14 protein-coding genes are annotated in these 22,572 nt (G+C 58.0%); 12 read left to right on the plus strand and 2 right to left on the minus strand.

Annotated features, from left to right (window positions below; all coding sequences use genetic code 11):
- The first annotated feature begins 68 nt into the window (after positions 1–68).
- Positions 69–2,534, plus strand: coding sequence for a TonB-dependent receptor (locus tag IIA05_03675; protein ID MCH9026202.1), 2,466 nt, complete (start codon positions 69–71; stop codon positions 2,532–2,534).
- 20 nt (positions 2,535–2,554) lie between these two features.
- Here the strand turns inward: IIA05_03675 and IIA05_03680 are convergent, their stop codons facing one another.
- Entirely contained in the window at positions 2,555–2,914 is a 360-nt protein-coding gene (locus IIA05_03680) for a hypothetical protein (protein MCH9026203.1), read from the minus strand.
- Positions 2,915–3,033: 119 nt separating this feature from the next.
- Here IIA05_03680 and IIA05_03685 point away from each other — a divergent pair, with 119 nt between their 5' ends.
- The 11 genes from IIA05_03685 to IIA05_03735 all read left to right on the plus strand — a co-directional run bounded on the left by IIA05_03685 (position 3,034) and on the right by IIA05_03735 (position 21,951).
- The gene (locus tag IIA05_03685) at positions 3,034–3,918 is read left to right on the plus strand and encodes a hypothetical protein (GenBank protein ID MCH9026204.1); all 885 of its coding nucleotides are present in this window, start codon (positions 3,034–3,036) and stop codon (positions 3,916–3,918) included.
- A 230-nt stretch (positions 3,919–4,148) separates the two neighbouring features.
- On the plus strand, positions 4,149–5,147 hold the full coding sequence (locus IIA05_03690; protein ID MCH9026205.1) for a HEAT repeat domain-containing protein: 999 nt from the start codon (positions 4,149–4,151) through the stop codon (positions 5,145–5,147).
- Positions 5,148–5,723: 576 nt separating this feature from the next.
- The gene (locus tag IIA05_03695) at positions 5,724–7,355 is read left to right on the plus strand and encodes an acetolactate synthase large subunit (protein ID MCH9026206.1); all 1,632 of its coding nucleotides are present in this window, start codon (positions 5,724–5,726) and stop codon (positions 7,353–7,355) included.
- Position 7,356: 1 nt separating this feature from the next.
- On the plus strand, positions 7,357–8,796 hold the full coding sequence (locus IIA05_03700) for an aldehyde dehydrogenase family protein (GenBank protein MCH9026207.1): 1,440 nt from the start codon (positions 7,357–7,359) through the stop codon (positions 8,794–8,796).
- Between the two features lie 45 nt (positions 8,797–8,841).
- Complete coding sequence (locus IIA05_03705) at positions 8,842–10,494, plus strand: FMN-binding glutamate synthase family protein (protein MCH9026208.1); 1,653 nt, start codon at positions 8,842–8,844, stop codon at positions 10,492–10,494.
- Between the two features lie 116 nt (positions 10,495–10,610).
- Positions 10,611–11,627 (plus strand): nitrilase, encoded by a 1,017-nt coding sequence (locus tag IIA05_03710; protein MCH9026209.1) that lies wholly within the window; start codon positions 10,611–10,613, stop codon positions 11,625–11,627.
- Complete coding sequence (locus IIA05_03715; protein MCH9026210.1) at positions 11,624–14,929, plus strand: VCBS repeat-containing protein; 3,306 nt, start codon at positions 11,624–11,626, stop codon at positions 14,927–14,929. The genes IIA05_03710 and IIA05_03715 overlap by 4 nt, the downstream gene beginning before the upstream one ends.
- A 66-nt stretch (positions 14,930–14,995) precedes the next feature.
- Positions 14,996–17,782, plus strand: coding sequence for a hypothetical protein (locus IIA05_03720; protein MCH9026211.1), 2,787 nt, complete (start codon positions 14,996–14,998; stop codon positions 17,780–17,782).
- Between the two features lie 50 nt (positions 17,783–17,832).
- Positions 17,833–19,674, plus strand: a complete 1,842-nt coding sequence (locus tag IIA05_03725) for a CRTAC1 family protein (protein ID MCH9026212.1) — start codon at positions 17,833–17,835, stop codon at positions 19,672–19,674.
- Positions 19,675–19,698: 24 nt separating this feature from the next.
- A complete protein-coding gene (locus IIA05_03730) occupies positions 19,699–21,399 on the plus strand; it encodes a tetratricopeptide repeat protein (protein ID MCH9026213.1) in 1,701 nt (566 codons plus the stop codon).
- A 39-nt stretch (positions 21,400–21,438) separates the two neighbouring features.
- A complete protein-coding gene (locus tag IIA05_03735) occupies positions 21,439–21,951 on the plus strand; it encodes a DUF4826 family protein (protein ID MCH9026214.1) in 513 nt (170 codons plus the stop codon).
- Between the two features lie 14 nt (positions 21,952–21,965).
- On the opposite strand, the gene IIA05_03740 is transcribed toward IIA05_03735, so the two are convergent.
- Entirely contained in the window at positions 21,966–22,547 is a 582-nt protein-coding gene (locus tag IIA05_03740) for a hypothetical protein (protein ID MCH9026215.1), read from the minus strand.
- Between the last annotated feature and the right edge of the window lie 25 nt (positions 22,548–22,572).

The raw sequence follows: 22,572 nt of genomic DNA on the forward strand, positions 1-22,572 counted from the left end.
TAAATCTGTTCGGATCAGTCCACCGCTTGTTTCTCATCGGGCTTTGCTTCGTTGCGTGGACCACATCCGTGGTTGCAAGCGACACCTTTGCCGGGCGATCCATAAGCGGAGTTCTGGAACAATACCGCAGCGAGGGCTGGGCGTTCGCTTACAGTTCAAACCTGATAAAACAGTCGATGCTGGTTCGTGCCGAGCCCGAAAGTATCGACCCGGAAGGAATAGTTCGCGAAATACTCATGCCCTATGATCTGACGCTTCTCCATATTGACGAACTCTATGTCGTTGTCAGAACCGAAGACGGGCTGGTACACGCCAACCAGGGCTCATTGCTGCTCATCATCAGGAATGTCCCGCCAACCGCCAATATGGGCGCGCTGTCTGTGACAGCATCTGTCTCTTTGCCGGAACCGTTAGCAATCGGCAACGGATTACTCAAATTCAATAACCTAAACATTGGCGATATAGAAATAAACATTTCGCTGCCCGGATTTGTTACCGAACACCGAACAGTCCAAATTAAGCCAGGAAATACTTCGGTGATTCTGGTGGAACTGGCTCCCAGTCTCTGGGAGTTTGAAAAAGTGATAGTCACTACCAGCCGTTACCGGTTGCAGCGTGAGCTGTCGGCTTCGGTTTTTCATATTAACCAGAGGGCGATTCAGAGTATGCCGGATCTCGGGGACGACCCGATAAGATCGGCCCAGCGCCTGCCCGGTGCCGCCGCCGGCATATCTGCGAAAACACACTTTCGTGGCGGGGCTGATGACGAAGTGGCAATTATCCTGAATGGCCATCGGTTGCTGGACCCATTTCATGTCCGCAATTTTCAGAACATCTTCAGTGCTGTAGACGTTCGCGCAATCAGCGGAATGGAAGTTTATACCGGGGGTTTTCCGGTTCGCTACGGGGACCGGATGAGCGGACTCATTCTCATTGAAACCATGAAACCAGTGAGATTGCGCCAGACCGAAATTGGTTTTAGTGCCTACAACACATCCTTCCTGTCGGCGGGCAGCTTCTCATCCGGCAGTTTCGACTGGTTGATTTCGGCACGACGCGGCAATCTGGACTTGGTCGTAAACAAGGAGTTCGGTGAGCCCGACTACAGTGATTTCTTTTTCGAACTGGCTGGCGAGCTGGCACCGAAAGCCACTTTGTCGCTCAATATTCTGCTGGCTAGCGACCGGGTGCTGATTGTCACCGATGACAAAATCGACGATCAGGAACGATCGGACAGTCGGGCAGACAATTCGCAGTTCTGGCTCAGGCTGGAAAACGAATGGACTGACGACCTGAGCAGCACAACGGTGCTGTCGTTTGACTCGATACATAATGATCGTATGGGTCTGGTCATCGATCCCGAGGCGATAGTCGGTTTCGTCGATGACCGAAGGGAGACGAAGATTGTAACCCTGCGGCAGGACTGGCAGTGGTTTGCGCATGGAAGTTATCTGCTGCAATGGGGCATCGAGGCGCAGCATGCGGAGGCAGATTATCGCTACCAGAGTACGGTCGACTATTTTGGTATTAATGCCGTATTTAGTGGTCTGCCGGTTGCGATCAGCCACGATCTGGCTGTCACTCCGGATGGAGACGCTTTTGCCGCGTATGTGTCCAACCGCTGGCGGGTAGGCTCCCGGGCAATCATGGAACTCGGATTGAGATGGGACAAGCAGACCTTTCAGGATACGAATTCAGACTCGCAGTTCAGTCCCAGGTTGAGTGTCCTGTACACGCTAAACCCGAAAACGGATTTTCGCCTGAGCTGGGGGCGTTATTACCAGTTTCAGGGCATTCAAGAGCTCCAGGTTGAGGACGGCGTCAACCGGTTTTTCCCGGCACAAAGAGCAGATCAACTGATCATTGGAATCCAGCATCGCTTTGGTGATTCCTATCTTTTTCGTGCCGAGGCATTCAGCAAAAGCATGGAGCGACTCAAACCGAGGTTCGAGAATCTTTTCGATCCTCTGTCCATACTTCCTGAAATACAGTCCGACCGTGTACGAATAGACCCGGAAAAAGCGCGTGCCAGGGGCATCGAACTGTATCTGGAAAAAACCAGCGGTAGTCTGAGCTGGTGGGGCGCTTATTCCTTTTCGAAAGTTGAAGACCAGGTGAATGGCAGCAATATCGCCCGCGGCTGGGACCAGCGACACGCATTGCAAGGTGGTTTTTCGTGGCGTCCGGGTGACTGGCAACTGGACATCGCCGCCGGCGTACACACCGGCTGGCCAAAAACAGACCTGGTTTTGGACTTCGATTCGTCAGGAGAGCCGGTCGTCACGCCGGGGCCAAGAAACGCGGGACGTTACGCCAGGTTCGCCAGTGTCGACATGCGTGTGAGCAGAAAATTCCAGTTGGGCAAGGGTACACTGGCGGCGTTTTTTGAACTGACCAATGCGCTGAACAGGAGAAACCCCTGTTGCTCGGATTTTGACCTGGAGGAAGACAGCGCCGGCATTTCCTTCCTCGAAAAGAACGAAGATGACTGGCTGCCGTTGTTGCCCGCATTGGGATTTCTTTATGAATTCTGAAGCCGGCCCTCGTTTTGGTTTTATTCTGGCAAGTCCGCCGACAAGGGCTGAATAGCGTTGACATCGATATCAACGGTCAGGCCGCTGTCGGGCGCCAAGAGAAACGAATCAATATTCAGTTCGCCGCTAGTGTCGTTACCGGACCAGGTGAGAAGTCGGCCGGGTCCAGTGCCATTTTCACCCAGGTCATTGGACTTAATTTGGCGTGCCGAAGACGTGAACACTGCGTAAAGTGCTACCTCGCTCCATAACTGCTCAGGATGCAACAAAAGCCCGAGTATGTTGGCAATCAGGTATTGTCCATCGGCTAGCCGCATAAAGAAAACACAACAAAGCCAAAGCCAAAGCGGCCCAAAGACGGGGATGGAAAGCCTTGACAATTAGACGACCGTTTTCCGTCTGATAAAGCGTCTAAGCATATACACGTGCAAAGCAAGTATCGCAGCCGCGTTCGGCTGTCTTGTGACACTTGCCGACATATGAGCAGGAGGAACGAGAAATGAAACAAAAACATTCTATGTCAAATACACTTTTCGGAGCAGCAGCTGTTGCTGTCATGGGTATCGCAACCACGGCCGCAATGGCAACCGAGCCGTGCGGCGACCTGGGTGAGTGTAAGGCGCTCATCGAAATAAATACCACGGACGGGGATATCGGTTTTCATTTCCTGATGGATGGCGATGACCTGGTCAAAGGCGAAGTCAGGAATCCTGATGGCAAGAAAATCTTCAAAGTGGATGCGAAAAGAGAATTGCGCGAACAGTTTTTTACCGAGCTCTTCGTCGAGAGCGCAGAGCCACTGTGCTTCGATCCGACGACTGATGACGATATAGACAACGATGACGAAGACTTCGTCACGCTGGAGGAGTTCCTGGAGCGGTGGGCGGCCGGTACGTACGTATTCAAAGGGAAGGGAGATGAGGGAGAAAAGTCAGGGGGTGAATCGGAGCTCACCCATGAACTTCCCGCCGCTCCCAAGGACCTTATGTTTGATGATATGTCAGGCGTAATTTCATGGGCTGCGGGCGACGATCTTGGGGAATGCGCGACAAACACGGAATTGGATGACCTCGTCGAAGAGGAAGTTCTGCCGGTGCACCCGGAAGATGTGGTCGTTGCCGCCTGGGAGATCGTTTTCGAACCCGATGTCGATGATGGTGACCCTTTAGGACAACTGAAGTTCACCATTCGGGTATCAGGCAATCTAGCCGATTTCGCGTCATTGGCGGTGACGGTCCCCGCAGAATATCTCGATTCCCTGCCCGACGATACGCTGGTAAAGATCGAAGTCGGTGCGATCGGGGGAACGGATAACGCGACCTTCACGGAGGTCGGTGACATCTGCGTCAATGAAGACAAAGGCTGCGCCGACGAAGAAGAATAGTCAGTTAGTCTGGAAATCAATGCCGCCCTGACGGACCTGCGTGAAATCCAGGGGCAGCAATCGCCTTTTGACGCTTTGCAGTCGAGAGAGGTGATTGCGGCCCGATGCCGCCAGGCTGCAGACTGCCTGGACACGAAACGGCACTTTGTCTCCAGCATGACTCGGGCACCCCGATGACATCGGCCAATTACAACACTGTGACCACAAACGCTGCTCGCCAAGCGGGTCCGATGGCGTGCATTTTGCTTTTTGTCAACGGCGTCACAGCACAAGATGCTTTCGACGACAGGCAGGTATTAGCCGATAGCAGCGTAACGACCTACCTGCAGGTCGATGTAAGCGGCGATCTCGTGACGCTGACGGCGCACAACGCAGGTGTTCGGGATGTCCTGGATGAGATTGCTCGCCAAAGCGATCTGATCGTCGTCTCGCATGATCCGTTGGCACATCGACTCACCCTGGATATTGAACGGCTTCCGTTGTCCGAGGCGTTGAACCGCATCATGCGGGGTCAAAGCTACCTGCTGTATCAGGCCCAGGCGGCAACCGGCGCAAGAAACGCGAACCATGAGCGTCGAAGCACCCTGTGGGTTTTCTCCGGTAGATCAGCGGGTGACCCAGATCATACGCAAGCTGCCGTTCGCTTTTCATCGGATCCCGCATCCGCTATCAAGGTGCTGCAAGCGGAGCTTACGAGCGATGACATCCACGTCAGGCAGGAGGCCATCAAGGGTCTGAGAAGGCTTAAGGCGGACGAAGCCATTGCGCCTCTGAGATTCGCCCTGGCCGACGAAGATAAGAAAGTCCGCGTTAAGGCTATTTATGCGCTGGCATACATTGGGGGAGATAATGCCGGTGCTGCACTGGCCACCGCTTCGGGCGATGAGAACGCATGGGTTCGGGCGGAAACGGCCTATGCGTTGGGCGTGGTTGGCGGCGAATTTGCCATTGAGGTCCTCAAACATGCGCTCCAGGATGCGGATAGCGACGTGCGGCGATCGGCCATCGAGGCGCTCACGGAAATCGGCGGGGGGCAATCCGCTCGAGCACTGGCTATCGCGGTGCAAGACGCGGACGTCTCACTCCGGGTGGAGGCCGTCGAGGCTTTGGCGGACATCGGTGGGGAAAAGGCCATCCGTCTTTTGAACCAGGCGTTGGACGATCAGGACAACGCTGTGCGAAAAGCCGCCAACGAAGTGTTAACCGAGTTGCTGAGCGAAGACCTATGATACACAAAAACGTTCGCAGGACTTAAGCTCAAGACGCAAGCGAACGTCACCGGCCGAACCATATGATCGTCGCTCATGAAGTGACGAACATTGACAGTGATTGCAGACAACTGGCAAGGATCCGGTATCCGTCCACCTCGGGATTTCGTGAGCGGCGAGAACGAGCTAAGAATGCTTGTCTTGTTTGTCATGGCGACTACCTCCCATGTTCCAATTTGGTGGATGCGTCGGCGTATCCTTAAAAACGGGCTTCTGCTGCGCTTTTTCCTATGGCGATGTCCAATATCCCCAGGTCTCATTTCAGTTATCAATTTAGGCCCAAATTCATACTATTTGAATTAAGAGGATTCCGCATAGAATTAGGATATTAGCGAAACCATCAGGACATTGAAAAAAGAGGGTTTATGGATCGCGGACCTCCCGTTCAACCAGACGGTAATGGAACAATGTCGGTTCAGGTCTGCTGGGTAACGAAATGGCGAAATGCCATTTGCCGCCGCAAGGTGCTATTTTGGGAGCGGTGTTCTCCAGGAACATCAAACTGGCAATAATCGACAGGAAAGAGTGGGGGGATTCATGAAAGTTGCAGAGCTTTTCGTCCGTTGCCTGGAAAAAGAAGGTGTCAGGTACGTGTTTGGCATACCCGGTGAAGAAAACATCGATTTCATGGATGCCTTGTTGGACAGCAAGCTCGAATTCATCCTGACGCGACACGAACAGGGGGCGGCATTCATGGCCGATGTGTGCGGCCGGCTGACCGGCCGGGCCGGTGTTTGTCTTGCGACCCTCGGTCCGGGCGCAACCAACCTCATAACGGGGGTGGCCGATGCGAACATGGATCGGGCGCCGGTCGTGGCGCTTGCCGGCCAGGTCGATACAGGTCGCATGCACAAGGAAAGCCACCAGCACTTGGACCTGGTGAAAATGTTCGAGCCGATTTCCAAGTACTCGACGCAAATTCGCACGCCGGGCGTGGTTCCCGAAGTGCTTCGCAAGGCGTTCAAGGAAGCGGAGAGGGAGAAGCCGGGGGTCAGTTTCATCGAGCTGCCCGAAGACATAGCCGATATGCAGGCGGACGGTGAGCCGTTGAAAGTCCAGCGCCCGAGCAAGCCGTATCCGACGCCGCAGAAAGTGAGGCAGGCGGCGGAGCTGATATCCAATTCGCGAAACCCGATCGTGCTGGCGGGTAATGGCGTGATTCGCGGCTCCGCCAGCGGCGAACTGCTGGCGTTTGCCGAGAAGCTCAACATCCCGGTAGCGATGACTTTCATGGCCAAGGGTGCGTTGCCGTTTTCCCATCCACTGTCGCTGGGTACGGTGGGGCTTCAGGGCGCGGACTATGTTGCCAGCGGTTTTGAAAAGGCGGACCTGGTCATTTGCGTCGGCTACGACCTGGTGGAGTATTCGCCGGCAAGCTGGCATCCGAACCGGGATAAGAAGATTATTCACATAGACGCGACACCGGCCGAAGTGGATGCGCATTATGTACTTGAGGCGGGGGTCGTTGGTGACATTGCCGAGGCCCTGAATGAGATCGCAGACCAGGCTCGTCCGCGGGAAAGCAAGATTGCGCACAGCCTGCGCCAGATCATCGTGGACGAACTGCAGGCCTACGAAAATGACCAGGGATTCCCGGTCAAGCCGCAGAAAATCGTATCTGACTTGCGCCGGGTGCTGGACAAGGAAGATATCGCCATCTCCGATGTTGGCGCCCACAAGATGTGGATGGCCCGGATGTACAAGGCGGAGGCGCCGAATACCTGCATCATCTCGAACGGCTTCGCGTCGATGGGTATCGCCTTGCCCGGTGCGATTGCCGCAAAGCTGACTTATCCCGAGCGAAAAGTCGTGGCCGTTACCGGCGATGCCGGTTTTTTGATGAATTGCCAGGAACTGGAAACAGCAGTGAGACTCGGACTGGAACTGGTTGTTTTGATCTGGAACGACAGTAAGTACGGGCTGATCGAGTGGCACCAGAACAAAAAATTCGGCCGTACCAGCCACATCGATTTTAGCAACCCCGATTTTGTCAAGTTTGCCGAAAGTTTCGGTGCGAAAGGATATCGGGTGGAGAGTGCCGGCGATCTTTTGCCGACGCTCGAGCAGGCTCTTTCCTGTGGCACGGTTGCGATAGTCGATTGTCCGGTTGACTACCGGGAGAACATGATACTTACCGAAAAACTGGGGAATCTGAAGGTCAGAATCTGAAATGAGCGAGCATTTCGCATTGATGGTGCCCGGCGCCGACGCGGAAGGCGAACCGCTGACGGTAAGCGCGCCATTTGATAGCCAGGCGATCGCGACCGTCGGCCGGGGTGGCCAGGCGGCGGCGGAGCAGGCGATGGCGACGGCCCATGGCTTGTACCGCAACCGGGATGGCTGGCTCAGCCCGGCCAGGCGTATTGAAATTCTCAAGAAGACGGCTGATCTGTTGCACCGGCAAAGAGAGTTCCTGGCGACAGAGTCTGCGCGCGAGGGCGGCAAGCCGTTGGCGGATTCGCTGGTCGAGATAGACCGTGCGGCAGACAGTTTTCGCAGTTGTGTCGATCACCTGCGCGTCCAGGCGGGCAACTGCATTCCAATGAATATCACGCCGTCATCGGCAAACCGCCTGGCGTTTACCATTCACGAGCCGATCGGCGTGGTGCTGGCGTTCAGCGCTTTCAATCACCCTTTGAACCTGATTGCTCACCAGATCGGCCCGGCGATCGCCGCCGGCTGCCCGGTCATTGTCAAACCGGCGGAAGCAACGCCGCTGTCGTGCATGCGCATCGTAGCCATCGTTCGCGAGGCGGGCCTGCCCGAGGGTTGGTGCCAGGCGCTGGTGACGACTGGCCGCGATGTTTCGATGGCGATGGTGAGCGATCCGCGAGTGGCTTTTTTCAGCTTTATCGGCAGCAGCAAGGTTGGCTGGATGCTGCGCTCGAAGCTGGCTCCCGGTACCCGCTGCGCGCTCGAACACGGCGGGGCAGCGCCGGCGATCGTGATGGCCGACGCGGACCTGGAGCAGGCCGTTCCTTTGCTCAGCAAGGGCGGCATGTATCACGCTGGCCAGGTCTGTGTGTCCGTGCAAAGAATTTTCGCGCACAGCGTGATCATCGATAAGTTGGCACAGCAGCTGGCCCAGGCCTGTGACGGTCTCAAAGTGGGCGACCCCACGCTGGCAGAAACGGAGGTGGGGCCGCTGATTCGCGAGGCCGAAGTACAAAGGGTGGATGCATGGGTACGCGAAGCTATCGATGGCGGCGCCAGTTTGTTGTGCGGCGGGAAAATTCTTTCGGCCACGACTTACCAGCCGACCGTGTTGCTGAACCCGCCGGCCGATGTACGGGTCAGCACACAAGAGATCTTTGGTCCGGTCGTCTGCCTTTACGGGTTTGCCGATGTCGATGACGCGATCGCCCGCGCGAACAGCCTGCCGTTTTCGTTCCAGGCCTCTGTGTTTACGCGGGACATCGACAGCGCACTGCGGGTTAGCCGGCGCATCGATGCGGCGTCAGTTATGATCAACGACCACACTGCATTTCGCGTCGACTGGATGCCATTCGCAGGCTTCAAGGAATCGGGATACGGCGTCGGTGGAATTCCCTATACCCTGAAAGATATGCAGGTAGCAAAACAGATCGTTATCAAGTCCGGGGAAATATAGACTGCACGGCGCAGGACCTACATTTGAACAGGAGAGGTTGGCGTCATGAGGATGATGCGTGGATTTGTCTATTTTCTGTTGGCGCTGGCGGCGGCGCTGACCGGCTTTGCCCTGACCACCGGTCCGTCCTGGCTGCTCTGGCCGGCGTCTGCAGCCCTGGGCTTCGGGTTGCTGGGCGTCCGGGACATGACCCAGATACGCCACAGCGTAATGCGCAATTACCCGATTTTTTCCCACATGCGCTGGATATTCGAGGGTCTACGACCCGAATTCCGGCAGTACTTTTTCGAGTCGGATCTTAGCGGCACGCCTTTTAACCGCGAACAAAGATCGCTGGTGTACCAGCGCGCCAAGAACGTGGAAGACAACAAGCCCTTTGGGACGGAAAAGGACGTTTACGAATCTCATTATTCCTGGGTGAACCACAGCGCCATGCCGCGGCCGGTTCAACAAGAGCAGTTTCGGGTCGCGGTTGGCGGCAAGTCCTGCAAGGCCCCGTATTCGCTCTCGGTTTTCAATGTTTCGGCGATGAGCTTTGGCTCTCTCAGCGGCAACGCCATCGAGGCGCTCAACAAGGGCGCGAAGGAGGGCGGATTCGCCCACGACACGGGCGAGGGGAGCATCAGCCGCTACCATCGAAAACACGGCGGCGATCTCATTTGGGAAATCGGCAGCGGCTACTTCGGCTGCCGCCACGAAGACGGCAGCTTCGATCCGGACCTGTACGCGAGCCAGGCGGCCAGCGACCAGGTCAAAATGATCGAAATCAAGTTGTCCCAGGGCGCCAAGCCCGGTCATGGCGGTGTTCTGCCGGGTTCAAAAGTTTCCGCAGAAATCGCGGAGGCCCGGCATGTCCCGGTGGGTCAGGATTGCATCTCGCCGGCGCGGCACAGCGCTTTTTCCACGCCGGTGGAATTGATGCAGTTTATCGCTCGTCTGCGCGAACTGTCAGGCGGCAAGCCGGTTGGATTCAAATTGTGCGTGGGCCATTACTGGGAATTTGCCGCGATGGTCAAGGCGATGCTGAAAACCGGGATATGCCCGGATTTCATCGTCGTGGACGGCTCGGAAGGCGGCACCGGCGCCGCGCCGCTGGAGTTTTCGAATCATATGGGAACACCGCTTCGCGAAGGCCTGTTTTTCGTCCACAACCTGATCTACGGCGCGGGCCTGCGGGAGCAGATCAAACTGGGTGCGAGCGGCAAGATCGTTTCCGCTTTCGACATGGTTCGCAACATGGCCATCGGTGCGGACTGGTGCAATTCTGCCCGTGGCTTCATGTTCTCGATCGGCTGCATTCAGTCGCAGGTCTGCCATACCAATCGCTGCCCGGTCGGCGTCGCCACCCAGGACAAAAACCGCAGCCAGGCGCTGGTGGTTGAAGATAAATGGCGCAGGGTTGCAAATTTTCATCGCAACACCATGCGCGCGCTGGCCGAATTTGTTGCGGCCTCCGGCTTTGACCACCCGAAAGATCTTCGTCCCTGGCATTTTTACCGGCGCACAGGGTCGGCCGATACCAGGCCCGGACATTTGTTGCATGAGTTTCTCGACCATGGCGAAATACTCGAAGGTACGGTAAAGGAACCGTGGGCAACGGCCTGGGCACTGGCGGATCCGGACCAGTTCCGCCCGCGCGAGATTGCTCATCGCGAGCTTTGCCCGCCGCACGGCTCCGGGGAGGCTAAGAGCGCGTAACACAGCGGCCCTCGCCCACCATATTGCCCGGCAACGGCAACCCGAAGCCCGATTAGATGGGGCGCTGCAAGCTGGGGTAAACTGACAATCGTGCCACACAGTAAACTCCACGAACGATGACCGATCTGTATTATTCAGCGGCCTGCCAGACCGATTTTCCCAGTCCATCCGGGCGCGGGCAGATCGGCGCCAATAGCAAACGCATGTGCGAAATTATCGAGCAGACGATTTGTGGTTACGAACCGTTTTTCGATGTCCGGCTGCTGGCGTTTCCGGAATTCGCGCATTCGCCGCCAGCCTATCCGACGGTCGCCGCATTGCGAAAAAAATTAGCCATCCCGGTTCCCAACGAGCATACGGATGCTTATGAAAAGCTGGCAAAGAAGTATGGCTGCTATATCCAGACGGGTTCGTTCCTGGAGGCGGACCCGGATTATCCGGACGCGGTTTTCAATACCACGGTGTTGATCGGGCCGGGCGGAATCCTGTCGAAGTATCGCAAGGTGAATCCCTGGCTGCCCTGGGAGGTGCATACGAGCCCTCATGATATCGAGGATTACCCCCACGACCCCTTGCCCGTGGTCGAAACTGAACTGGGCCGGCTGGCGGTCGCCACTTGTTACGACTGGCTTATTCCAGAGACTATCCGCGAGCTGGCGTTCAAGGGGGCTGAATTGATCGTCCGCATTTCCGCCTACATGGATCCGTGGGGCACCGCGCAACCCATGGATTGGTGGACCTTGATAAACCGAACGCGGGCGCTTGAGAACTCGGTCTATGTCGTAGCCGCCAACCAGGGGGCCAGCTTCAGGAACTACCCGCCGTTTAGCTGGCCGGGCGGCAGCATGGTGGTCGATTATGATGGGCGGATACTTGCGCAGGCGGACCCCGGCCCTGGCGAGAAAGTCGTGGTTGCGCCGATTCACATCGACATGCTGCGCGCCGAAAGAGACCGCCGCAGCGGTCATGATATGCGCGCCCACCTGCGTACCGGTTTGCATAGTTATTTCAAGCAAGAATGGCTGGCGCCGGCCAAGGGGCCGATTGACAGTGCAGGTATCGAGGGCCGGATCGGCGACGCCAAAGGCCGGCTGAGGCAGAACCGGCCAGGCAAACACGGAGCGAAACAATGAAGCAAGGCTGGCGAGGGCAAGCAACGGGTAGCGCGCTGATTCTGGGTGGACTGATCCTGCTCAATGCCTGCGAATGGCAATCTGCCGGGCCGAATGCCGAACAAATCGCGATGAATAACCGCGGTGTCGCCCAGATGGGCCATTTCCAATATGCTGCGGCCCAGCAAACCTTTGCTGCGCTGATCGAGAAATACCCGGAGTGGACCGATGCCAGGGTCAACCTTGCGATCGCCATGCTGAACCGCCAGCTAGAAGGCGATGAAGCAGCGGCGCTGGCCATTGTCGACCAGGTGCTCACGGATGAGCCTGGTCATGTCCGGGCCGATTATGTTGCTGGCTTGTTGCGCCTGTATCTGGGTGAAACCGCTGCGGCGTTGTCTCATTTCAGCCGGGTAACGGAAGCCGATCCCAAGGATGCCTATGCCGCCTATTACCTCGGGCAGGTATTGCTGCAGGTGAGTCAGCCGGAAAAAGCGCTGGTCTGGTACCAGAAAGCCATGGAACTGGATCCATACCTGCGCTCGGCATATTACAGTTCCGCGCTGGTTTTGCGGCGATCAGGCGATCGGGAACAGGCAACCCGGATGCTGTCTGATTACCAGCGGTTCAAAGACAATCCACGGGCGCGGCTCGCGGAATTCAAGTACACGCGCATGGGGCCAAAAGCCGAGGCGATTGCGTTGGGAGATATCGCTGACAGCCAGACACCCGAACCCGCCGGTCCGGTATTTGCCGATGCCGTCGAACATTTGGTTGGTCTTCCGGTGGGCGAGCTCAGCAGCGCTGATATCGACCAGGACGGACGACAGGACTTGTTCATTGCCGCACCGGGAGGGTCACTGGTACTGCTTGGCGCTGACGGCACGTTCCAGCCGGCGCATGAGCACCCGTTGAGCGGGGTCAAACAAGTTCGGGGCGCCCTGTGGGGCGATATCGATAACGATGGCCTGCTCGATGTCTATTTTTGCCGCGAGGGGAAAAATCAGCTCTGGCGCCAGACCGCTGCTGGAAGCTGGCGAGCAGACACCACGAAACCTCTGGACCATGAGGGCCACTGCGCCGGCGGTGCGGTTTTCGATGCGGATCACGATGGCGATCTCGATTATTTTCTGGTGAACAGCGATGGCCCTGCCGAGCTGCTGAACAACAACCTGGATGGCAGCTTTCGTCCGCTCGCGGCAAGCCAGGGCCTGGCTGGCGACGGGCGGGGTGGCCGCCAGGTGCTGGTCGCAGATCTCGACAGCGATCGCGACGCTGACCTGATCGTGCTGAATCAACAGCCGCCACATGCCGTGTACCTCAATGACAGGCTCTGGAAATACCAGCCGGCCGATGGCCTGGACGATTTTATCGGGCAGGCGCTGACCGCGATTGTGGTCGGCGACCTGGATGCCGATGGCCGGGTCGAGATCTATGGCGCGGACCCGGCTGGCCGCCTGCTGGTCTGGTCACGATCGGTAGCCGGCAGCTGGCAGCGCAGCGAGCTGATGCGCAACGGGTCCGCGGCGAGCTGGCTGGCGCTGCAGGATTTTGACGGTGACGGTTATGAGGAGCTGGTCTGGGCCGATGATACCGGCACGCAACTGATCGCACTGGGCGGAGTAAAAAGGGGCACAGTGACCATCGTCAATAGCAGTCCGTCGGCCGCTCGCCTGCCGTTGGTGCGCGAGGGTCAGCGAGGAGCGTCGCTGATTTTTCTGGATGAAGGCGGCCGGCTCACCGAACTGCCGCCGGGACCCGGCCGGCATGAATTTGTCCTGCTGGCGCTGACCGGCAAAGAAGAGACGGCGGAGTCGATGCGCTCGAATCGTTCCGGCATCGGCACGCAGGTCGCCCTGCGGCACGGAGCGAACTGGACCATGGGCAGTACTTTCAGTCGCGACTCGGGGCCCGGCCAAAGTCTGCAGCCGCTGGCAATGGGGCTGGCCGGGCTACAGGCCGCCGATTTTGTCGCGATCAACTGGTCGGACGGTGTTTTTCAAACCGAGCTGGACCTGGCTGCGGGTCAGCTTTACCGGATTCCGGAAACCCAGCGCCAGCTTTCGAGTTGCCCGGTCCTGTTTGCCTGGGATGGCCAGAAATATCGTTTTATCAGTGATTTGCTCGGCGTAGGGGGGCTGGGCTTTTTTGTATCGCCGGGGCAGGCGGCGGAACCGAGGCCGTGGGAATATTTCCTGTTTCCCAAAGATTCCCTGGTGGCGAGAGACGGGCGTCTGCAGATCAAGATAGCCGAACCCATGGAAGAAAACGCCTACCTGGACCAGGTGAAAATTCATGTCTACGATCTCCCGGATGGCTGGTCCATGATCATGGATGAACGCATGGCTACCGGTGCGCCGGAGGTTAGCGGTGAGCCGATTTTTTATCGCCATGTCGACTGGCCGGTTTCGGCCCGCAACCAGCTGGGACAGGATGTGACCGATGCCATATTGCTCGCCGACCTCAAGCCGGCCGCGACCGGCGCCCGCGACCCTCGTTTTATCGGCAAACTGGCGCAGGAGCAGCGCCTGACACTGGATTTCGGCAAACCGCTGAGCGCGCCGGTCGCTGGCGCCAAACCGGTATTGATCGTCGATGGCTGGGTCGAGTACCCGTACTCACAGACTGTTTTTGCGGCGTGGCAGGCCGGTGAATCCTACTCGCCGCCCAGCCTGGAGTATCGGGATGGCGCGGGAAAATGGCACATGCTTTACCCGGAGTTCGGGTACCCGGCCGGTATGCCAAGAAAAATGGCCTTGCCGCTGGACCGCCTGCCCGAGGATGCAAATGCACTCAGGCTGTCGAGCAACCTCGAAGTGTACTGGGACAGGGTTGGCGTCGCTTGGGCCGAGGACTTGACCAGCTACCGCCATGAAGTGCTTCCCTTGCAATCGGCGCGCATGGCGCGCAGCGGTTTTCCGCTGCGCACCACCGGGCCGGAACGACAACCGTATTACCGGTACAGCGATCGCAGCCAGTACTGGGATACGCGCTACATGCCGGGTTTTTACACGGATTTTGGCCCGATAACCGAATTGCTGGAAAGACATGACGATGCGCTCGCCATCATAGGGCCGGGTGAAGAGGTGCATATGGAGTTCGCCGAGCCCGCCCCGCCTGCCGATGGCTACCGGCAATGGCTGGTGCTCGAGGCCAGGGGGTATGCCAAGGATATGGATCTTTATACTGTGAATGGCGAAAGCGTCGGGCCGCTGCCGGTAAGCTTAACGCCGGCGGCTGGCGTAGATCGGCGGGCCGAGCAGATCAGCGAGCGCAACGGCCTGAATTCAAGGTACAATACGCGGTTCCAGGCTGGCCGATAGGTTCGGCCCCAACGACCCGGACGACGAGCGACGCCATACAAGGCGCAGGTTCGCAAAAAAAATCACATGCAAAATGAAACAACGGAGCGTCGGCAATATGTGCCGGCGGTTGGACCAAAACTGCACAAGTTATTGATGGTGGTCTTTGGGATGTTTGCCCTGCTCGCCATCAATTCCGTCTATCTGGCCGGGATTACGCTGGCGGAATGGTTCAGCGCAGCGACCTACCAGGATTATTTCTACCAGTGGATGTTCCTGGCGCACCTGGTCCTTGGCTTGATCATTGTTTTGCCGGTCATCGTTTACGGCATCGTTCACATCAAGAACGCCAGGCACCGGCCAAACCGCCGCGCGATCAAGGTCGGTTATGCGCTGTTCGCGTTTGCCCTGGTGCTGCTTGCCAGCGGCCTGATTTTGACTCGCGGCCTGCCATACCTGGAGGTGCGTGATCCTGCGGCACGGGAGATGGCCTACTGGGTACACGTGATCGTACCCTTGCTCGTGGTCTGGCTGTTCATACTGCATCGCCTCGCCGGCAAGGGGATCAACTGGAAAGCGGGTGGCGCGGTTACCCTGGTTGCGGTCTCTTTCGCCCTGGTCATGCTCGGCATCCAGTCGCAAGACCCCAGGCTATGGAATGTGGTTGGCCCGGCATCGGGGGAGCAGTATTTTTTCCCGTCGCTGTCGCGCACGGCAACGGGCAATTTTATCCCGGCAAAAGCGATGATGATGGATTCCTATTGCAAGGATTGTCATATAGACGCACACCGCGGCTGGGAAATGAGCATGCATCATTTGTCCTCCTTCAATAACCCGGTGTACTTGTTTTCCGTGCGCAACACGCGGGAATTTGCGATGCAGCGCGACGGTACCGTGCAAGGATCGAGGTTCTGCGCCGGCTGCCACGATCCGGTGCCGTTTTTCAGCGGCGCGTTCGACGATCCGGACTTCGACGACGTGAATCATCCCACGGCGCAGGCGGGAATTACCTGCACCAGTTGTCATGCGATCACCCATATCAACAGCCCCCGGGGAAACGCGGATTACACGATTGAAGAACCCATTCATTACCCGTTCGCCTACAGCGACGATCCGCTGTTGGCATGGGTCAACCGGATGCTGGTCAAGGCAAAGCCCGAATTTCACAAGAAGACCTTTCTCAAGCCGCTGCACAAGACTGCGGAGTTCTGTGGCACCTGCCACAAGGTGCACTTGCCGGTTGAGCTAAATGGTTATCGCTGGCTGCGCGGGCAGAACAGCTATGACTCCTTTCTGCTCAGCGGGGTATCCGGTCATGGCGCGGCCAGTTTTTATTACCCGGACCAGGCGGTGACAACCTGTAACCAGTGCCACATGCCCTGGCAGGTATCGGACGATTTCGCCGCCATCCCCGACCCGGTCAGCGGCGAGTTTCGCATCCACGACCATCAGTTCCCGAGCGCCAATACTGCGATACCGCAGATCGTGGGTATGCCGGACTGGGTCAATGCAGCGCATCGCAAATTCCTCGAAGGCTCGCTAAGGCTGGATCTGTTCGGCTTGCGGCGCGGCGGTGCAATCAGCGGTGAACTGATCGCGCCGTTGCGGCCGGATATCCCGGCGCTGGTTCCCGGTGAAAGCTACCTGCTGGAAACAGTATTGCGCACGCTGACGCTGGGCCACCTGTTCACGCAGGGGACCGCCGATTCAAACCAGGTCTGGGTAGAGATCACGGTATCCGCGGGGGACAGGCTCATCGGCCGCAGCGGTGCAGTGAACGACCTGGGCGAGGTCGATCCGTGGTCCTGGTTTGGCAACGCTTATGTGGTCGACCGGGAAGGCCGCCGAATCGACAGGCGTAACCCGGAGGACATATTTGTCAGCCTTTATAATCACCAGATTCCACCGGGCGCCGGTGAGGTCGTTCATTATCGCTTTACCGTGCCAGAGGATATAGGAGGACCGGTGACGGTAAGGGCAGCATTGAAGTACCGGAAATTCGATACCACGATGATGCGTTTAGTGCTGGACGATACGCGTGCGGTTAACGACCTTCCCGTGGTAACCATAGCCACCGATTCGATAACCTTTCCAGTGTACAATCAGGCCGAAAGCGCCGCCCAGGTCCCGGATATACCGGAATGGCAGCGCTGGAACGATTATGGCATCGGCTTGCTGCGGACCCCCGGAGCCGGTGAATTGCGCCAGGCCGAGGAAGCGTTCCGGATGGTCGAAAACCTGGGCCGGGCAGACGGACCCTTGAACCTGGCCCGGGTTTACTTGCGAGAGGGGCGGCTGGATGAAGCGGTGGTCATGCTCGAGCGCGCGGCCCGGTACGAGCCGGCCGCTTATCCCTGGGTCGTCGCCTGGTTTACCGGCCAGGTAAACCGGCAGAACGGTTTTCTCGACGAGGCGATCGAGAACTTCCGCAACATCCTCGATACGCGCTACCAGCTCGCCCGTGATCGTGGTTTTGATTTCAGCCTCGATTACCGGGTCAGCAACATGCTGGCCCAGACACTGTTCGAGCGGGCGCAGCTGGAGCGGGGCGATGGGCGCAGGGAAAAGCGCAACTCGTTTATCGCCGAGGCGATCGCCTGGTACCGCCATACGCTGGGCATCGAGCCGGAAAACGCCGAGGCGTACTACGGCCTGTCGCAGGCATACGCGCAATCCGGCGAAACCGGCTTGTCGGAGGAGCACCGCCGCCTGTACCAGACCTACAAAGTGGACGACAATGCGCGTGACCGCGCCATTGCGCTGGCCAGGCGCATGGATCCAGCCGCCAACCACGCCGCCAACCCGGTGGCGATTTACGACTTGCAACGCGAGTCCGTCACCACGGGCCCTGTCTTTGACAGTGCGCCGGACTGAGTAGTATGAAAAAAAACAAGGAACAAAACCTGTCGGCGGAACTGGATCTGATGGAGCAGGATGACGCGATCATCGGCCGGGTGTTTCGCTGGTCATTATTGGTCATGATCGGGCTGGCCATTGTCGTATTGATCGTGCTTTTTTCCGGCCGCGGGGAAGAACGGCTCGAACCGGTTGCTGAAGCCACGCTGGCAGGCCCGGAGCAGCTCTCGGTGGCCAGCGACCGGTCGCCGCCGCAAGTTCATTTCTCGGAGGTGGCTGAAGATTGGGGCATAGATTTCGTCCACGAAAATGGGGCCTACGGCGAGCGGCTGCTGCCGGAGACCATGGGGAGCGGAGTCGCAATTTTCGATTATGACCGTGACGGCGATCAGGACCTGTTTTTTGTCAACGGAAAAAGCTGGCCGTGGCGGGATGAAACCGCCGGGGCAACCCAGAGGCTGTATCGGAATGACGGAGACGGGGTTTTTACCGACGTCAGCGTGGCGACCGGCGTAAACCTGGAACTGTACGGCATGGGCGTCGCCACCGCGGATTTTGACAACGATGGATGGACGGATATTTTTATTACGGCGGTTGGCGGAAATCGCCTGCTGCGTAATATGGGCGGCGATCATTTTGTCGAGGTCGGAGCGGCTGCGGGAGTTTCCGGTGATGACGACGTATGGAGTACGGCTGCAATTTTCTTCGATGCCGACAATGATGGGGATCTGGATTTGTTCGTTGCCAATTACGTCGAATGGTCACGGGATATCGATCTTGAGGTTGACTACCGGTTAACTGGTATCGGTCGGGCATTCGGGCCGCCAGCCAATTACGCTGGCACGCAGGCCTACTTTTACCTGAACAATGGTGACGGAAGTTTTACCGACAAGTCAGAGTGGGTGCAGGTTTTCAACCCGGCCACCGGCGAAGCGATGGGCAAAGGGCTGGCGGTTGTGCCGATCGACCTGAACCACGACGGCTGGCTGGATCTTGTAGTCGCCAACGACACGGTGCGAAATTTCGCTTTTGAAAACCTTGGCGGCCAGGGTTTCCGGGAAATGGGATCCGACCTGGGCCTCGCGTTCGATAATGCGGGCCACGCGACAGGCGCAATGGGCATGGACACGGCGGCGCACGGCAATAACGGCGACCTCGCTGTTGCCATCGGCAATTTTGCCAACGAAATGACGTCGTTCTATGTCGCCCAGGAGGGTAACGGCTTGTTTACCGACCAAGCGATCCTGATGGGGATCGGCCCGCTCAGCCGCCAGGCGTTGAGTTTTGGATTGTTTTTCTTTGATTACGACCTGGACGGATGGCTGGACTTTTTTCAAACCAACGGACATGTGGAGCCGGAAATCAATACAGTCCAGCCAAGCCAGAATTATCGACAGGCCAGCCAGTTGTTCTGGCAATGCGGACAGGGTTGCCAGCGGCAATACTTGCCCATCGCGGATGGTCAGGCCGGTGATCTGGGTATGCCGCTGGTTGGGCGCGGGGCCGCTTACGGCGATCTCGATGGCGATGGTGATCTGGATATCGTGATTACGCAAAGCGGCGACCGACCGATGCTCCTGCGAAATGACCAGCGCACCGGACACCACTGGTTACGTGTAAGCCTGGATCAGGGAGCGCTTGGCCGGAGCCCGATAGGGGCGGTCGTGACCTTGTCCAGCGGCGACGTGACTCAACAAAGGACGCTGAACCCGACGCGCAGCTACTTGTCCCAGATGGAGCCTGTCCTGACTTTTGGTTTGGGTGAAAACCCAGTGGTAGATGGACTTTGGGTGCTGTGGCCGGATGGTCAGACGGCAGAGATTCCGGTGCCGGAGGTAGACCGGGAAATGCGTGTAGCGTGGCCAGACGGGAACGACGCAACTGCATTGGCGAAAATGGCAAACGAATGAGTATGCACAGCGACGGTTTAGCCAATGATAATCGCTAGGGCCAGGGCCTCGAAGGCCGGAATCCGCGCATGGGTTTTCCTCGCACTGGTTTGCATTGCATGGTTGATCGCGAAAGAAACGATTGCGCAGGAAAACAGGACGCCGCGGGACACGGAAATCGTCCTCGTGGAAATTCCGCTGCCGGATCTCACCCGGGTGCAGCCGGAGATCCGGGTACTGATCGAACCGGCCATCGCAAGTTTCGAGGCTGGGCGGGACGAACTCGACGGAGCGGAACTGGGGTTTCATTTTGGCAGCCTGGGCATGCATTTCCATGCCTACCGAATGCTCAATGAAGCCAGGGCTGCGTACAGGAACGCGTTACTGCTCGATTCGGGAAACTATCGCTGGAGTTACCTGATTGCCCTGGTGCTGGAAGAACTCGACCAGACCAATCGTGCGATAGCAATGTACGGGGTCAGTCTCACACTCGAACCATCGAATATTGCCGCTCGGACCCGATTGGGCCTGCAGTTCGTTCGCCAGGGAGCCATCGCAGAGGGGGAGGCGCAATTGCGGCAGGTTCTGAAGCTGGAAAACAGGAATGCGGTAGCATTGGCGGGCATGGGCCAGATCGCGCTGGAGCGAAAGCAGAACCAACGGGCGGTCTCCTATTTCCTGCGCGCGCTGGATTCACAACCGGATGCAGGTTATCTGCACAACCAGGTGGCGGCAGCCTATCGCGCTATGAACGATGGGGACAACGCGGACAAGCATCTACAGCAAGTCAATCAGCGTATTCCAGTCATCGCGGATCCGGTTCTTGCATTCGTGCATGCTCATCGGGTTGCCCCGGCGGAATACCTGCGCATGGGCGGCGAGCTGGTGCGAGCAGGCAAACACCAAGAAGCGGTCAAGGCGTTTAAGTTGGCGACTGCCATCGGTCCCGGTTTTCAGCCGTTGTTTATCGCGCTGGCGAAAAGTCAGCGGGTACTCGAGCAGGACAAGGCCGCCTATGCTGCGATTGACGCAGCACTGAAACTGAGCCCGTCGGATCCGACGGCAAATTATATCAAGGCCGTCTGGCTGGATCAGGATGGCAGCGGCAATATTGCTATTGGCTTTTACCGTTCTGTGCTGAACGGCCGGCCGGAATTTGCCAGGGCGCGATTGTTGCTCGCCAATGCGCTGATGAGGTTGCGGCGCTTTGCCGAGGCGACCGTGCAATATCAGCGAGTGGTCGCGGAAGATGAGCAGCACATGACCGCGCAATTCCTGCTTGGCATCGCGTACCTGGTACAGGGAAAATGCGCCGCCGCGTTAGGCCCGGTCGGTGATTCGCTGGCTTTAGGCCCGGGCAATGTGAGAGTCAGGACCGTAGCTGCCCGACTTTACGCGACCTGCCCGGCTGCTACCGCCGATCTGCGGGCACGGAGCCTGGGCTATGCGCGCGACCTTTACCGGGAGATGCCCGGCGCCGATATGGCGGTAACGCTGGCTATGGCCCTGGCGGCCAACGGCGAATTCGCCGAGGCGGAGGAATATCAGGCCGAGGCCATGTTCGAGGCGATACGGGACCAGGATGCCGATGGGCAGGTTATGTTGTATGGCGATATGCAACGATATCAACAGAAAAAACGAGCGCTCAAAACATGGCCGGATGGGGCGGAGATATTTCTGCCGCCCAGGAATCTCCGGGCACTGCGCGCGGCGGACGGTAGTCTCGCCACGGCTGGGCAGCAATAGCGACCGGCGCAGGGGAAACTGCGCCGACGGGAGACAGCGATGGGATTCAAAACAGATCAGGACGTCGAGAAATTTGCCGAATGGCTGAAGGAACAGATTCAGGGCATGAATCGTCATGTATACACCAGCGGACTGATTTCCACGGAGGCGACCGGCCTGTGCATCTGGGCGGTGCCGCATCTCGTGTTTCTCGGCCAGATCTGGCCAAAGGAAGACCGCTCAAAGAAATACTGGGTTATTTCGGGCCTGGATCTGCCGACCGACCATATTGACGAAAGCTTGGCCGCGACCCCACGCGAGGCTGCACGCCACTTTTCGATGAAGTGGCAGTTGCAAAGTTCCAAGGTTGCGGACTTGGGCGAGCAAGGCGATGGCGATGACGGCTCCCCGGCCGCTACGGACTGGCGGCAAATCGCCGGTAGCCTGCAATCGAATGCCGAAGCGCTTTATACGCTGGTCGAGCGCGACGAGCTGTGGGATGCTGAAAAAGGATCTGTGGAAAATGTGCTGGCCGCCATTGGACTGCAAGGGGCCGACGACACAGTGCAATAAGGGGTTTGCTGTCCTTACTTGACCCGGGTGACGCGCACCGACTTGTTGGTGCCTTCGACCTTGAGTAGATAGCTGTTGAAAGATTTTCGACTGATGGTTGCCACCGGGTGGCTGGAACCGCGCCAGGACAATGTGGAATTGACGTCTTTCTGCAGCCAGACCTGGCCATTTTCCAGCCGGAAAACAGTCTTTCCATCCCAACCGTCGAAATCGCTGATGATGCGGCTGCTTATCTGTTTGATGCCTTTGGCAGCAGCCTGGTTTTCCAGGCCAAAAATGTCCTGGTAGCTGGTGACGCCAGCTATGGGAGGTGCCTCGGGCGCGGGTAAGGCTGGCGCAGATATGGGCGCCGCGGCAGCCTCGGCACTCACCACGGGAGCGGGCGGCGTAGCCTGGGTGCCGGTTGCCGGTATCGCGGGCGCTGCGGCAGGCGCCGCGTCGGCGCGGGTACCTGCGCCTGCCAGGTTGTCAAAACAGGCGAGGCGTGCGCTCGCATTTTTAATGGCGGCACAATCTGCCAATGATTCTTCGGCGATGCCGTGCCGTGGGGTGAGTAAAAGGAAGCAAGGTATGGCAAGGAGTGTCAGTCGGTTCATGGTCATCCGGTCCCGTGTTTTTGTG

The sequence above is a fragment of the Pseudomonadota bacterium genome (genome assembly GCA_022572885.1).
Taxonomy (GTDB): domain Bacteria; phylum Pseudomonadota; class Gammaproteobacteria; order Steroidobacterales; family MnTg04; genus MnTg04.